Raw genomic sequence first — 14093 nt, forward strand, 5'->3', positions numbered from 1 at the left:
AAGAACAGCCTCAAAAACAGCCTCAAAAACAGCCTCAAGACCGGACCCGTTTCGACCGTCAACACGGCAACGGCAAGAGACAAACATGATCAAGAACATTCTGGCAATCGATGACTCGGCCGCGATGCGGCAAATCATCTCGGCGACGCTGGCGGTGGCCGGCTACGCAGTGACGGTCGCGTCCGACGGCGACGAAGGGTTGGAATGCGCGCTCGCCGAACGCTTCGATCTCGTGCTGACCGACCATCACATGCCGGGCAAGAGCGGGCTCGATCTCATCATGGCCCTACGCGCGAACCACGCGTACCGTGCGACGCCGATCCTGGTGCTCACGACCGAAGACGGCGAACCGTTCAAGAACGCGGCGCGCAGCGCGGGCGCGACGGGCTGGATCGAGAAGCCGCTCGATCCGGACTTGCTGACCGAACTGGTCGCCGCGCTCTCGGATGACGCGCAGCACTGAAAACGTCGCAAAAAACAGCATTGAAACGCGCGCAGCACGGCGCCGATTGAACAGCATTCCAGCGGTGACTCAAGCATGACACTCGACATTACCCAGTTCTATCAGACGTTCTTCGACGAAGCCGATGAACTGCTCGCGCAGATGGAGCAACTGCTGCTCGTTCTCGACATCGCGAATCCGGATCCGGAAGACCTCGCGGCGATTTTCCGCGCGGCGCATTCCATCAAGGGCGGCGCGGCGACCTTCGGCTTCACCGCGCTCACCGAAACCACGCACATCCTCGAATCGCTGCTGGATCGGGCGCGCAACAACGAGCTCGTTCTGCGCCGCGACATGATCGACACCTTCCTGGCGACCAAGGACGTGCTCTCCGATCAGCTCGCGGCCTACCGCGCAAGCGAGGAGCCGGATGCCGCCGCGGCGTCGGCGATCTGCGCGAAGCTCGAGCGCCTGAAGAACGAGAGCGCGGAAACCAGCGTGGCGCCGGTAGCGGCCGTAGCGTTGGTAGCAGCGCACATCGAGCCGCCCGCGTTGCCGGGCGCCGAGCACAACGAGGCCGCAGCGCCGGCGTACGACGGGCCGAACGCACCGCCCGCGCACGTGCTGGCGCAGGCCATGGACATTCTCGAAGACGACGGCAACTGGGACGGCGCGTTCGAACTCGCCGACAGCAGCAACGGCGTCACACATGCAGGAACCGTCGCTGATGCGACGCCGGGACACACCGGCGCGCCGCGCGCGGAAGTTGGACCCCACCTGAAAATTACGCTACGGGGGGTGGGCGAGAAGGACCTGACGACTCTGATCGAGGAGTTGGGGAATCTGGGAAGCATCGTCGGGGAACAGAAGGCGGATGCCGAGTACGTCGTATGGCTCGACTCGGACGTTCCCGCCGACGACATCGTCGCCGTGTGCTGCTTCGTGATCGATGAAACGCAGATCACGATCGGCCGGGGCGACGGCGCGGCGCAAGCCATCGAGGCGCAGCCGGCAGCGGCCGCGCCGTACGCGGTGCAACCCACGCTACAGGAAGAGCAGAAGCAATCGCAGGCGGAACCGTCGCCTGCATCCGTGGCCGCTCACGAAGCAGTACCACAAGAAGCGGCAACGGCGGCGGGACAGCCCGCCGCCCAGCCGTCCAGGGCCGCAACGGGCGACGCCGAGAAAAAGGCGCGGCCGCAAGCCGCCGCATCGGCGGAAGGCAGCTCGATTCGCGTCGGCGTGGAAAAGGTCGATCAGCTCATCAACCTGGTGGGCGAACTCGTGATTACGCAGGCCATGCTCGCGGAAACCACCAGCACCTTCGATCCCGCCTTGCACGACCGTCTGTTCAACGGCATGGCGCAGCTCGAGCGCAACGCGCGCGACCTGCAAGAGGCCGTCATGTCCATCCGCATGATGCCGATGGATTACGTATTCAGCCGCTTCCCGCGCCTCGTGCGCGACATCGCCGGCAAGCTCGGCAAGGAAGTGGAACTCGTCACGTTCGGTCAGGCGACCGAACTCGACAAGAGCCTGATCGAACGCATCATCGATCCGCTCACGCACCTCGTGCGCAACTCGCTCGACCATGGCATCGAAACCATGGAAGCGCGCCGTGCGGCGGGCAAGTCCGCGACCGGCCAGCTCGTGCTGTCGGCGGCGCATCACGGCGGCAATATCGTGATCGAAGTGAGCGACGACGGCGCCGGCCTGCGCCGCGACAAGATTCTCGCGAAGGCGCAGAAGCAGGGCATGCAAGTGTCCGAATCGATGAGCGACGAAGAAGTCTGGCAACTCATCTTCATGCCGGGCTTCTCGACCGCCGAACAGGTGACGGACATCTCCGGCCGGGGCGTCGGCATGGATGTGGTCAAGCGCAACATCCAGTCGATGGGCGGTCACGTCGAGATCAGCTCGCGCCAGGGCGCGGGCACGACGACGAAGATCGTGCTGCCGCTCACGCTCGCGATCCTCGACGGCATGTCGGTCAAGGTGGGCAACGAGATCTTCATCCTGCCGCTCAACTTCGTGATGGAGTCGCTGCAGCCGGTGGCCGAGGACATCTACACGGTCGCCAACGGCGAGCGCGTGGTGCGCGTGCGCGGCGAATACCTGCCGCTGGTCGCGCTGCACAGTGTGTTCGACGTCGAAGGCGCGCGCACCGAACCGACCCAGGGCATCGTCACCATCATGCAGACGGAAGGACGCCGCTTCGCGATGCTGATCGACGAACTCGTCGGCCAGCAGCAGGTGGTGGTCAAGAACCTCGAAACGAATTACCGCAAGGTGCACGGCATTTCCGCGGCGACCATCCTGGGCGACGGCAGCGTCGCGCTGATTGTCGACGTGGCCGCGCTCAATCGCGAGTCGCGCGTCCAGCACGGCGCGCACGCACATTAACACTACCCGACCAGACGAAAGACACAGGGAGCTCTCGTGGCAGACATTCAATCGATCAACGCAGCGCCGTCGAGCGCCATGCGCCGCGACGCGCAACAGGCCGAAGCCGCCGGACAGGAATTCCTCGTCTTCACGCTCGGCGCCGAGGAATACGGCATCGACATTCTCAAGGTGCAGGAGATCCGCGGCTACGACAACGTCACGCGCATCGCCAACGCGCCCGCCTTCATCAAGGGCGTGATCAACCTGCGCGGCATCATCGTGCCGATCGTCGACATGCGCATCAAGTTCAACCTCGGCCGGGTCGACTACGACAACCAGACCGTCGTGATCATCCTGAACGTCGCGCATCGCGTGGTCGGCATGGTGGTGGACGGCGTCTCCGACGTGCTCACGCTCACGGCAGAACAGGTGATGCCCGCGCCGGAATTCGGCGGCACGCTGGCCACCGAATACCTGACGGGCCTCGGCACCGTCGAGGGCCGCATGCTGATCCTGATGGACATCGAGAAGCTCATGACGAGCCGCGAGATGGAATTGATCGACGCCGTCGGCGCATGAAACGCACTTAGCCAAGCAGGAACGAAGCCATGCTGAAGAAGTTGTCGATCCGCACGACGCTCACGCTCGTCGGTCTCCTGTTCGCCGGCTGCGCGGCGGTGATCGGCGCGCTCGCGCTCACCGGTCTCAACGCTGCGAACTCCGCGCTCACGTCGCTTGCGCAGCAGGACATGACCGCGATGCGCGCGCTGTCCGAAACCTCGTCGTATCTGCTGCGCTCGCGCGTCACGCTCGACCGCGTGCGTTCGCTCGCTGAAGCGGGTAACGATGCGGAAGCGCAGAAGGCAATCGAACGCGGCCAGTATCTGCTCGGCAAAAGCAACGAGAACTGGAAGCTCTATCTCGACACGTCGAAGCCGACGCTGCCGAAGGACATTCTCGACGCGCTCGTCACGCAGCACGACGCGCTGCTCAAGACGGGCGTGGAGCCGGAGTTCGCCGCGATCCGCGCCAAGGACATGGCCGCGTATCACGCGATCGCCGACACGAAGATCAGCCCGATGTTCGTCGCCTTCGACCAGGCCGTGACGACTGCCGTCGCCGCGCAGCAGGATCATGCCGAAAGCGCGCGTGCGAGCACGGCGTCGCATGTCGCCGCGCTCAACGTGACGATCGGCGCGGTGCTTGCGCTGGCGGTGCTGATGCTGATCGGCACGCGCATGGCGCTGGCGAGCCTGATCGTCAAGCCGATCAACGAGGCGGTCGAGCATTTCGACCGCATCTCGAACGGCGACCTCACGCACACCGCGCACAGCGACCAGGGCAATGAGATCGGCCGCCTGTTCGCGGGCATCGAACGCATGCGCGGCAACCTGACCACGATGGTGGGCGCGGTGCATCGCGGTGCGGAATCGATCGATGTCGGCGCGCACGAAATCGCGAGCGGCAACACGGATCTTTCACAACGCACGGAAGAGCAGGCGGCATCGCTGCAGGAAACGGCGTCGAGCATGGAACAGCTCACCAGCACGGTGAAGCAGAACGCCGACAACGCACGCCAGGCGAGCCAGCTGGCGGTGAATGCATCGGATATCGCATCGCGCGGCGGCGAGGTGGTCGAGCAGGTCGTCGACACCATGCATGCGATCGCGTCGAGTTCGAGCAAGGTCGTCGACATCATCGGCGTGATCGAGGGCATCGCGTTCCAGACCAACATTCTTGCATTGAACGCGGCCGTGGAAGCGGCGCGCGCCGGCGAGGAAGGCCGCGGTTTCGCGGTGGTCGCGGGCGAAGTGCGTTCGCTCGCGCAGCGCAGCGCGGCGGCGGCCAAGGAAATCAAGGCGCTGATCGGCGACTCGTCGGCCAAGGTGGATAGCGGCACGGAACTCGTGGCGCGTGCAGGCGCCACGATGGGCGAGATCGTGCAGGCCGTGCGCCGCGTGACCGACATCATGGGCGAGATCAGCGCGGCGTCGGAGGAACAGTCCGACGGCATCGAGCAGGTCAACCGCGCCGTCACGCAGATGGACAGCGTGACTCAGCAGAACGCCGCGCTCGTCGAGCAGGCGGCGGCTGCTGCCGCGTCGCTCGAAGAGCAGACGCGTCAGTTGAAGGGCGTTGTCGCGCAATGGCGTGTCGAGGGCGCCGCGCCCGTGCGCGGCAGCGCCACGACGGCCGCCGCCCGGCTCACGCCGGCTGCGCGCATCGAGCCGACGCCGGCTCGGCCCGCTGTTGCAAAGACCGCGTTCAAGCCGTCGAAGCCGGCCCACTCCGCGAAAGTTGCGGCGGAGCCTAACGTCGTGACGGAAGCGGCCGTTATCAAGGAAGTTGCGAAGGTAGCTGCGAAGGAACCGGCGAAGAAAGTGGCCGCTCCCGCGCCGCGCAAAAGCGTACCGGCAGCAATGCCCGCGCCGCGCGTCAAGGCGACGACCGCCGACGACGGCGACTGGGAAACCTTCTAAGCCTTCATCCAAGCCTTCATTCAATCAAGTGCGAAACGGAACGACCATGCAGGCAGCGCGCGACACCATCGACGAGCAGCGTTTCTTCGGAACGCCAGGACGTCGCGCGGGCGCAGGGTCTTCGCACGCCACGCGGTTTGCGAGCGCGACGGACACGCCACATCAGGCATCGGCAGCGATGCCGGGGAAGCACGAATCATCATGACGGCCACGCGCAACCCGCGCCTCGATTTGCCTGCCCCTGTGCGCGGCGAAGTCGAGCGCGATTTCGAATTCACGGCGGCGGACTTCGCCCGCATCCGCGAGCTGATTCACCGGCGCGCGGGCATCTCGCTCTCGGACCACAAGCGCGACATGGCCTACAGCCGTCTCGCGCGCCGTCTGCGGGCGTGCGGCATCGACACGTTCAAGCATTATCTCGACCGCCTCGAAACCCACGAGGACAACGCCGAGTGGGAAGCGTTCGTCAATGCGCTGACCACGAACCTCACCGCGTTCTTCCGCGAGTCGCATCACTTTCCGATCCTGTCCGAGTTCGTCAAGCGCCGGCCGCAGCCGTTCTCGGTGTGGTGCTCGGCGGCGTCCACCGGCGAGGAGCCGTATTCGATCGCGATGACGCTGGTCGAAGCGCTGGGCGAACACGCAGCGCGCCAATGCACGGTGTTCGCAAGCGACATCGACAGCCAGGTGCTGGCCAAGGCAGATGCGGGCGTGTATTCGCTGGACCAGGTCAAGGCAATGCCGGTCGAGCGCCTGAAGCGCTTCTTCCTGAAGGGCACGGGTTCGCATGCGGGCCTCGTGAAGGTGCGTCCCGAGCTGCGCGCGATGGTGAACTTCGGCCGCGTGAACCTGACCGATGCGCGCTACGACGTGAAAGGCCCGTTCGACGTCATCTTCTGCCGCAACGTGATGATCTACTTCGACAAGCCGACGCAAGGCCAGGTGCTGTCGCGCTTCGAGCCCTTGATGAAACCGGGTGCGCTGCTGTTTGCGGGGCATTCGGAGAACTTCACGTATGTGTCGCAGGCCTTCAGGCTGCGCGGCCAGACCGTGTACGAACTGGCGCGCGACGCCAAACCGGGCACGGCGTCGAAGAGCGCACGCGCGCTGGCGGGAGAGGCGGCATGAGCGGACTGCCGATCGCGTCGAATCTCTATTACGACAATCACTTCAAGAAGCCGGGCGTCAAGCTGCTGCCCAACGAGTTCTACATGACGAGCGAGGACATGGTCCTCGTCACCGTGCTCGGCTCGTGCGTGGCGGCGTGCATCAACGACCGCACGGCGGGCATCGGCGGCATGAATCATTTCATGCTGCCCGACGACGGTTCCGATGCATCGCATGCGTCTTCCGATTCGATGCGTTACGGCGCCTACGCGATGGAAGTGCTCATCAACGAACTCATCAAGCGGGGCGGGCGGCGCGAGCGTTTCGAGGCGAAGGTGTTCGGCGGCGGCGCGGTGCTCGCGGGCATGACCACGATCAACATTGGCGACCGCAACTCGGAGTTCGTGCGCCGCTACCTCGCGCTGGAAAAGATCCGCATCGTGGCGGAAGACCTGCAGGGCATGCATCCGCGCAAGGTCGCGTTCATGCCGCGTTCGGGTCAGGTCATGGTCAAGAAACTGAAGACGCAGCACGACCCCGTCGTGGTCGAGCGCGAGCAGGCGCTGGTGCAGCGCACGCCGGAAGAGCGCGCCGAACGGCTCGCCCGGGCGCGTGCCCGTGTCGAACTGTTCCAGTCGAATGCCGGCGCTGCCAAACCGCGCGTCGAACTCTTTACCACTTCGGCAAGCACGCTCGCGAAGCCGCGCGTGGAACTGTTCGGCAATGCGGCCCGCAGCCTGCGCGGCGCGAAAACGCCGGAGGAAGCATGAGCCTGAATCACGCGATCCCCGCAAAAACATCCGCTGCGCCGAAGATCAAGGTGCTGTGCGTCGATGACTCCGCGCTCGTGCGCAGCCTGATGACCGAGATCATCAATTCGCAACCCGACATGCAGGTGTGCGCAACCGCGCCGGACCCGCTCGTCGCGCGCGAACTCATCAAGCTGCATAACCCGGACGTGCTGACGCTCGACGTCGAAATGCCGCGCATGGACGGTCTCGATTTCCTCGAGAAGCTGATGCGCCTGCGGCCGATGCCGGTCGTGATGGTGTCGTCGCTGACGGAGCGCGGCAACGAGATCACGCTGCGTGCGCTCGAACTCGGCGCGGTCGATTTCGTCACGAAGCCGAAGGTCGGCATTCGCGACGGCATGCTCGACTATGCCGAGAAACTCGCCGACAAGATCCGCGCCGCGTCGCGCGCACGCGTCAGGCAGCACGCGCATCCGGCGAGCGCGCCGGCGCAGGCGAGCCCGCACAAGCCGGCGCCGCATTTCAACAATCCGCTCGTCTCGACGGAAAAGCTCGTGATTGTCGGCGCCTCGACGGGCGGCACCGAGGCGATCCGCGAAGTGCTGACGCCGCTGCCGCCCGACGCGCCCGCGGTCATGATCGCGCAGCACATGCCGCCGGGTTTCACGAAGTCGTTCGCGCAGCGTCTGAACGGCCTGTGCCGCATCACCGTGAAGGAAGCGGAACACGGCGAGCGCGTGTTGCCGGGCCATGCGTACATCGCGCCGGGTCATGCGCACCTCGTGCTTGCGCGCAGCGGCGCGAACTACGTCGCGCATCTCTCGGATGCGCCGCCGGTGAACCGGCACCGGCCATCGGTCGACGTGCTGTTCCATTCGGCGGCGCAGCACGCGGGCAAGAACGCGATCGGCGTGATCCTGACCGGCATGGGCCGCGACGGCGCCGCCGGTCTGCTCGAGATGCAGCAGGCGGGCGCGTACACGCTGGCACAGGACGAAGCGAGTTGCGTGGTGTTCGGCATGCCGCGCGAAGCAATTGCAATGGGTGGCGCGAGCGAAGTCGCGCCGCTGACGGAAATGAGCCGCCGCGTCATGGCGCGGCTCGCCTCGATGGGCGAACGCGTGCAGCGCGTCTGAGTTTTTTGGATTGAGCGGCGCAGCCGCATTGAGAACACACGGGAGTAATGATGGACAAGAACATGAAGATCCTCGTCGTCGACGATTTTCCGACGATGCGCCGTATCGTGCGTAACCTGCTCAAGGAGCTGGGTTACGGGAACGTCGATGAAGCCGAAGACGGCGCGGCCGGTCTTGCGCGTCTGCGCGGCGGCGGCTTCGACTTCGTGATCACCGACTGGAACATGCCGAACCTCGACGGCTTGGCGATGCTGCAGCAGATCCGCGCCGACGCGACGCTCGCGCATCTGCCGGTGCTGATGGTCACCGCCGAGTCGAAGAAGGAGAACATCATCGCGGCGGCCCAGGCCGGCGCGAACGGTTATGTGGTGAAGCCCTTCACCGCCGCGACGCTCGACGAGAAGCTGACCAAGATTCTCGAGAAGATGGCTAAAGCGGGGAGCTGATCGTGAACGATCTGACCACTGAACTGGCCGCCGCGGTCGCCTCCGCGGCCGAAGCCGAGGGCGACGCGTCGAGCGACCGCATTCTCGCGCGCATCGGCCAGCTGACGCGCACACTGCGCGACTCGATGCGCGAGCTCGGTCTCGACAAGCAGGTCGAAGCCGCGGCGCAGGCCGTGCCCGACGCGCGCGACCGCCTCAAGTACGTCGCGACGATGACCGAACAGGCCGCCGAGCGCGCGCTCAACGCCATCGAGCTCGCCAAGCCGATGCAGGAAGCGATGCAGGGCGAAGCCCAGGCGCTCGACGCGCGCTGGGCTCGCTGGTACGAGGCGCCGCTCGCCCAGGCCGAAGCGGGCGCGCTGCTCGCGGAAACCCGCACGTTCCTGCAGAGCGTGCCGGAACGCACGCAGGCAACCAACGCGCAATTGCTGGAAATCATGCTCGCGCAGGATTTCCAGGATCTCACCGGTCAGGTGATCAAGAAGATCACGGACGTCGTGTATCTGATCGAGCAACAATTGCTGGGCGTGCTGCTCGAAAACATCGCGCCCGAGCGCCGCGAGCAGTTCGCGGCATCGGCGGCGGCATTGATGTCGTCGGCGAGCGGCAGTCCGGAAGGGCTCCTCAACGGGCCGCAGATCAACCCGGAAGGGCGCAGCGACGTCGTGCAGGATCAGTCGCAAGTGGACGATCTGCTGGCCAGCCTCGGCTTCTGACGGTCTTTTGCGGGGCGTCGGTCCGACAGGCCCGGTCCTTGCGATAACGCGGAGCGCATGTCATTGCGCTCCGCGTTTTTTATTGTGCGCGTCCGCGAACGCTAGGCCTGTTCCTCCCGGCTGGCATACTGACGGTAGTCACGTCGCAAGTTTGGGCGTGAAAAAACAGTGGCGCATCAGTCACTCTATTGTCACAAGGCCAGTCGCTTCTGAGAGGGCGGCAGGCCGGAAAATCCGACAGGAGGCCCAGTGAAGGCATCGAAACAAACCCGTCATGGGCGTCTGACGAAGGTGTTGGCTGGCGCGGTCGGCGCGCTGTGCGTATGGACAGCCGCACCCGCCTATGCCGTACTCGGCGGCGCGCCGATGCCCAAGCCGCAAGGCGCCACGTCTCCCACCGCGCAGGTGGTCGCGCGCGCGGCCACCGCGAGCGGCGCATCTTCGAGTTCATCAGCCGGTTACACCGTGCGGTCCACGTTGCTCCCGAGCGGCACCACGATCGACGAATATCTGACGGCGCAAGATGTGGTGTTCGGCATCGCCTGGAAAGGGCCGCGCATGCCCGACCTCGTCTCGCTGCTCGGCAGCTACTTTCCCCAGTACCAGCAAGGCCTGAAGGCACAACGCGCCGCGCGCGGCGGCCGGGGGCCGGTGAGCGTGCAAGGCAGCGGTCTGGTCGTGGAGTCCGGCGGCCACATGGGCGCCTTCCAGGGCCGTGCGTATCTGCCGCAATCCTTGCCCGCCGGCGTCAACGCCAGCGACATCCAGTAGACGACGGGAGATACCGGCATGCAGCGCACGACACTCGGCTTTCCCGCCCTCAACCTGCAACGCGCCGGCGGCTTCGTCCGCTGGATGAGCGCGTTGTTCCTTTCGATCATGCTGGCAGCCTGCGGCGGCGGCAGCGACAACAACTCCAGCTCGAACAACGGTGGCTCGTCCGGAGGTGGCGGATCGGGCGGCGGCAGCACCCCCACCAGCACGGCGACGGCCCAGCCCATCCAGCCCAACGGCACCAACGCCGTGCCGATCAACGTCAATTCGGGCGTGGCCGGCTTCGTCAACATTCCGAATGTCTCGGTCACCGTCTGCGCACCCGGCACCACGGTGTGCCAGACGATCAACAACATCCAGGTGGATACCGCATCGTATGGCTTGCGTCTGCTCGGCTCAGCCGCGCAGTCGGTCATCACGAGCCTGCCTGGCGTGGCCGCGGCGAATGGCGGCCAGCTCGCGGAATGCGCGGGCTTCGCGGACGGCTATACCTGGGGCACGGTCCGCACGGCCGACGTGAAGATCGGCTCCGAAGTGGCGTCGAACGTGCCGGTGCAGATCATCGGCGACCTCAGCGCATCGAGCGCGCCGACGGGCGACAACGGCTGCCCGTCCGGCAACGACGAGAACTCGACGGATCAGATCGGCGCGAACGGCATTCTCGGCGTCGGGCCGCAGGCGGCGGATTGCGGCAGCCTGTGCACGACGTCGGCGCTCAACCAGATGTACTACTCGTGCAGCAACGGCGCGAACTGCACGGGCACCACGGTGCCGGTGGCGCAGCAGGTCACCAATCCCGTCACCCGGTTCGCGGCCGACAACAACGGCGTGATCGTGCAGTTGCCGCCAGTGCCCGACGGCGGCGCAACCAGCGCGACCGGCGTGCTGATATTCGGCATAGGGACGCAAAGCAACAATGCGCTCACGGGCGTGACGAAGTACGGTACCGACCAGTACGGCAACCTGACCGGCATCTACAAGGGCAACACCCTCGCGACCTTCTTCGATTCCGGATCGAACGGCAACTTCTTCCCGGACACCTACACGTTGTGCTCGAATGACAACGCGTTCTACTGTCCGGGTTCGGAGCAATCGCTGTCGGCGAAGATCGCCGGCAGCGAAGGCAATGCCGCGATCGTGCCGTTCCAGCTCGTCAGCGCGCGCACGCTGACGGCGGATGGCTCGAAGTACGCGTTCGACAGCCTCGGCGGCCAATTGGGTCTGACCAACATGTTCGACTTCGGCCTGCCGTTCTTCTTCGGCCGGCACGTCTATGTGGGGTATGAGGTGTCGAACGGCGCGGCGTTCGTGGCGTTCTGATTGCCGGGGCGCGCTTGAAGCGAAACCGGCTGCGTGCGGGCGCAGCCGGTTTTTTTATGACTCGTGGATACGCGACGTGCGCGGCTTGCGTGGCGCGCGTTCGAAGAGCCTGTCATAGAGCCAGCGCGGCAGCGCGTGCAGCAGCATGCCGGCAACGCGCATCTGCCACGGGAAGGTCGCATAACGCACGCCGCGCTCGATTGCCCGCGCAGCCTTCCCGGCGAAGCGGTCGGCATCCATGAGAAAGGGCATCGGATAGGGATTGTGCGCGGTCATTTCGGAGCGCACGTAGCCTGGCGCGATCGTCACGACGCTCACGCCGAGCGGGCGCATCTCCACGCGCAGCGACTCCAGATACTTCGCCGCCGCGGCCTTGGAGGCGCTGTACGCGCCCGAGCCCGGCAGTCCGCGCACGCCCGCGACGCTCGCAATGCCCACGAGCGTGCCGTGTCGCGCGGCCGTCATCGAGGCGATGAACGGCTCGAAGGTCGCGACCATGCCGTAATAGTTGACGTCCATCACGGCGCGGAAGGTGTCGAGATCGCCTTCGCCGGTCAGTACGCCGCGGCTCACGCCGGCATTGGCGATGACGACGTCCGCCGGGCCGTGCTCGTCGATGAAACGGCGTGCGGCATCGGCGAGCGCGGCGGCGTCTCGCACGTCGACGGGATACAGCGAGAGGGAGGCTTGCGGGAACCTGGCGGCGAACGCCGCGAGGGAGTCGGCGCGCCGGGCGACCAGACCGACCACGGCGCCGCGCCGCACGTAATGCTCGGCCAGCGCCTGGCCGATGCCGCTCGATGCGCCGGTGATGAAGACCTTCAGACGAACTGCATTCATACCGGCGTGCTTGACGAGGGAATCAGAGCTTCTTGTCGCGAACTTGCTGGACCAGGAAGTCCATCACCTGCGTCGTGCCTTGCAGGCTGTTGGTCATGGCCGGGCCGGTTTCATACTTGCCTTGCACGACGACCGTCGGCACGCCGTCGATCTTGTAGTCCTGCAACAGCTTGTTGTCGCGCTGGATGGCGCTCTGCGTCGAGAACGAGTTGTAGGCGTCCAGATACTTCTTCTTGTCGATGCCTTGCGTGGCGAGGAAGTCCGCCTGCGCCTGCGGCGTCAGCAGGTAGTTCTTCTTCACGTGGATCTCGTTGAACACGGCGGGCGTGACCTTCTCGGCGACGCCCAGTGCGTCCAGCGCGTGGTACATCTTCGAGTGCGGGATGAAGTCGTCGCGGAACGCCACCGGCACGCGCTTGAACACGACGTCCGGCCCTTGCTTCTTCTCCCATGCCTCGATATACGGCTCGAACTCGTTGCAGTGCGGGCAGCCGTACCAGAAGAACTCGATGACTTCCACCTTGCCGGCGGGTGCGCCGACCGGCTGGGCCGCCTGCAGCACGGAGTAGTCCTTGCCGGCGGTGGGGTCGGCCATGGCCGAACTCGCGACGCTCATCGAGGCGGCAGCAATGCCGAGGGACAGGGCGAACGCGCTAAACAGTTTTTTCATGATGGGAGAGTGAAAGCAAAAGAGTCGCGGAGGCTAAAAAAAAGAGGCCCTCAAGTGGGACACACGATGCTTAAGCCGTGCTTAAACCATGCTCGGGCGAAGTCCGGCGCCGCCGATCCTCGCGTTCGCCCACGCCATGGATGAACAACGGCGCGGGCGCCCGACCCCGATGCAATGCTTACTGCCGCGAGAAACGGATCACCGCAGTGTCGACGCCGGCATCGGACAGACGCTGGCGCGCCGTGTTCATGTCCTCGAACTTCGCGAACGGACCAATCCGCACGCGATAGTACGTCACACCGCCCGCATCGCGCTGCGTGACGCGCGATTCGAAACCCTGGAAGCCAAGACGCGCGCGCTGCTGTTCGGCGTCGGCCTGAGTCTTGTACGCGCCGACCTGCAGGAAGTAGCCGGTGTTCACGTCGCCCGGCGCGGGCGGCGTGGTCTTGGCGGTGGCCGGTGCGGAACCGCCCTTCGGCGGCGTGGCGGCGGCGTTGCTGGTGGCGTTCGGCGCGTTCTCAGGCTTCTTCGCGGCGGCCGAGCTCGCGGCCTTCGGGTTCGAATCGGTCGTGCCCGAGGGCGGCACTTCGACGATCTGCGGTTCGTCGAGCATGCCCGACGACTGCGTCTGATTGTTGGTCTGGCCTGGCGCGGTATTCGGCGGCGTGGGCTGCGCGGCTTGCGGCACCGGCTGGCCCGGCGTCTTGCCTTGCAGCGGACGGTTCGGGTCATACGGCTGCGCAGCGGCGGGCGCGGAGTTGGCGTCCGAGGCCGGCGGCGCGACCTTCGCGACGAACGGCGTGGGCGCGCGGGTGATGTACAGCGCGACGATGACAGCAATGGCCAGGCCGACGATCAGCCCCAGCACGATGCCGATGAAGGTTCCCCCGGTTTGCTTCGACTGCTTGGATTGACTGGTCGTGCGACGTGGTTTTGCCATCGTTTGGATCACCTGCGAGAAAGTCTTCTGGTTTGGCCGACGATTATAGCCGTGGCTTAATACCGATCCGCGCCAGCCTCCCGTC

Annotated in this window: 14 protein-coding genes; 11 read left to right on the forward strand and 3 right to left on the reverse strand. The window is 65.6% G+C overall.

Going from position 1 to position 14093, the window contains the following annotated elements:
* The first annotated feature begins 85 nt into the window (after positions 1-85).
* The 11 genes from QCE64_RS00560 to QCE64_RS00610 all read left to right on the forward strand — a co-directional run bounded on the left by QCE64_RS00560 (position 86) and on the right by QCE64_RS00610 (position 11558).
* Positions 86-463, forward strand: a complete 378-nt coding sequence (locus QCE64_RS00560; RefSeq protein ID WP_309913303.1) for a response regulator — start codon at positions 86-88, stop codon at positions 461-463.
* 75 nt (positions 464-538) lie between these two features.
* Entirely contained in the window at positions 539-2845 is a 2307-nt protein-coding gene (gene cheA / locus QCE64_RS00565; protein ID WP_310002427.1) for a chemotaxis protein CheA, read from the forward strand.
* Between the two features lie 78 nt (positions 2846-2923).
* Positions 2924-3406, forward strand: coding sequence for a chemotaxis protein CheW (gene cheW, locus QCE64_RS00570; protein WP_404987344.1), 483 nt, complete (start codon positions 2924-2926; stop codon positions 3404-3406).
* A 29-nt stretch (positions 3407-3435) separates the two neighbouring features.
* Positions 3436-5307 (forward strand): methyl-accepting chemotaxis protein, encoded by a 1872-nt coding sequence (locus tag QCE64_RS00575; protein ID WP_309913311.1) that lies wholly within the window; start codon positions 3436-3438, stop codon positions 5305-5307.
* A 201-nt stretch (positions 5308-5508) separates the two neighbouring features.
* Positions 5509-6435 (forward strand): CheR family methyltransferase, encoded by a 927-nt coding sequence (locus tag QCE64_RS00580; RefSeq protein ID WP_310002428.1) that lies wholly within the window; start codon positions 5509-5511, stop codon positions 6433-6435.
* Complete coding sequence (cheD, locus tag QCE64_RS00585; protein WP_309928919.1) at positions 6432-7184, forward strand: chemoreceptor glutamine deamidase CheD; 753 nt, start codon at positions 6432-6434, stop codon at positions 7182-7184. The genes QCE64_RS00580 and cheD overlap by 4 nt, the downstream gene beginning before the upstream one ends.
* Positions 7181-8302, forward strand: coding sequence for a chemotaxis response regulator protein-glutamate methylesterase (locus QCE64_RS00590; RefSeq protein WP_309913319.1), 1122 nt, complete (start codon positions 7181-7183; stop codon positions 8300-8302). The genes cheD and QCE64_RS00590 overlap by 4 nt, the downstream gene beginning before the upstream one ends.
* Positions 8303-8352: 50 nt before the next feature.
* Complete coding sequence (gene cheY / locus QCE64_RS00595) at positions 8353-8748, forward strand: chemotaxis response regulator CheY (protein WP_310002429.1); 396 nt, start codon at positions 8353-8355, stop codon at positions 8746-8748.
* Between the two features lie 23 nt (positions 8749-8771).
* Entirely contained in the window at positions 8772-9464 is a 693-nt protein-coding gene (gene cheZ / locus QCE64_RS00600) for a protein phosphatase CheZ (RefSeq protein WP_309811318.1), read from the forward strand.
* Positions 9465-9713: 249 nt separating this feature from the next.
* Positions 9714-10235: a DUF2844 domain-containing protein gene (locus QCE64_RS00605; RefSeq protein ID WP_309913325.1), complete on the forward strand. Its 522-nt coding sequence runs from the start codon at positions 9714-9716 to the stop codon at positions 10233-10235.
* 18 nt (positions 10236-10253) lie between these two features.
* A complete protein-coding gene (locus QCE64_RS00610) occupies positions 10254-11558 on the forward strand; it encodes a DUF3443 domain-containing protein (RefSeq protein WP_309913328.1) in 1305 nt (434 codons plus the stop codon).
* A gap of 54 nt (positions 11559-11612) precedes the next feature.
* Here QCE64_RS00610 and QCE64_RS00615 read toward each other — a convergent pair whose 3' ends face one another.
* The 3 genes from QCE64_RS00615 to QCE64_RS00625 form a co-directional block, all read right to left on the reverse strand.
* Complete coding sequence (locus QCE64_RS00615) at positions 11613-12398, reverse strand: SDR family oxidoreductase (protein WP_310002430.1); 786 nt, start codon at positions 12396-12398, stop codon at positions 11613-11615.
* Positions 12399-12420: 22 nt separating this feature from the next.
* Entirely contained in the window at positions 12421-13068 is a 648-nt protein-coding gene (locus QCE64_RS00620; RefSeq protein WP_309913334.1) for a thiol:disulfide interchange protein DsbA/DsbL, read from the reverse strand.
* Between the two features lie 178 nt (positions 13069-13246).
* Positions 13247-14008 carry an SPOR domain-containing protein gene (locus tag QCE64_RS00625; protein ID WP_310002431.1) on the reverse strand — a complete coding sequence of 254 codons (762 nt, stop codon included), beginning with the start codon at positions 14006-14008 and terminating at the stop codon, positions 13247-13249.
* Between the last annotated feature and the right edge of the window lie 85 nt (positions 14009-14093).

Source organism: Caballeronia sp. LZ043 (assembly GCF_031451075.1).
Lineage (GTDB): Bacteria > Pseudomonadota > Gammaproteobacteria > Burkholderiales > Burkholderiaceae > Caballeronia.

Coding starts and splice junctions, on each gene's coding strand:
- QCE64_RS00620 (WP_309913334.1), bottom strand. CDS start 13,068: ATGAAAAAACTGTTTAGCGCGTTCGCCCTGTCCCTCGGCATTGCTGCC.
- QCE64_RS00615 (WP_310002430.1), bottom strand. CDS start 12,398: ATGAATGCAGTTCGTCTGAAGGTCTTCATCACCGGCGCATCGAGCGGC.
- QCE64_RS00560 (WP_309913303.1), top strand. CDS start 86: ATGATCAAGAACATTCTGGCAATCGATGACTCGGCCGCGATGCGGCAA.
- QCE64_RS00590 (WP_309913319.1), top strand. CDS start 7,181: ATGAGCCTGAATCACGCGATCCCCGCAAAAACATCCGCTGCGCCGAAG.
- cheW (WP_404987344.1), top strand. CDS start 2,924: ATGCGCCGCGACGCGCAACAGGCCGAAGCCGCCGGACAGGAATTCCTC.
- QCE64_RS00610 (WP_309913328.1), top strand. CDS start 10,254: ATGCAGCGCACGACACTCGGCTTTCCCGCCCTCAACCTGCAACGCGCC.
- cheY (WP_310002429.1), top strand. CDS start 8,353: ATGGACAAGAACATGAAGATCCTCGTCGTCGACGATTTTCCGACGATG.
- cheD (WP_309928919.1), top strand. CDS start 6,432: ATGAGCGGACTGCCGATCGCGTCGAATCTCTATTACGACAATCACTTC.
- QCE64_RS00580 (WP_310002428.1), top strand. CDS start 5,509: ATGACGGCCACGCGCAACCCGCGCCTCGATTTGCCTGCCCCTGTGCGC.
- QCE64_RS00625 (WP_310002431.1), bottom strand. CDS start 14,008: ATGGCAAAACCACGTCGCACGACCAGTCAATCCAAGCAGTCGAAGCAA.
- QCE64_RS00575 (WP_309913311.1), top strand. CDS start 3,436: ATGCTGAAGAAGTTGTCGATCCGCACGACGCTCACGCTCGTCGGTCTC.
- cheA (WP_310002427.1), top strand. CDS start 539: ATGACACTCGACATTACCCAGTTCTATCAGACGTTCTTCGACGAAGCC.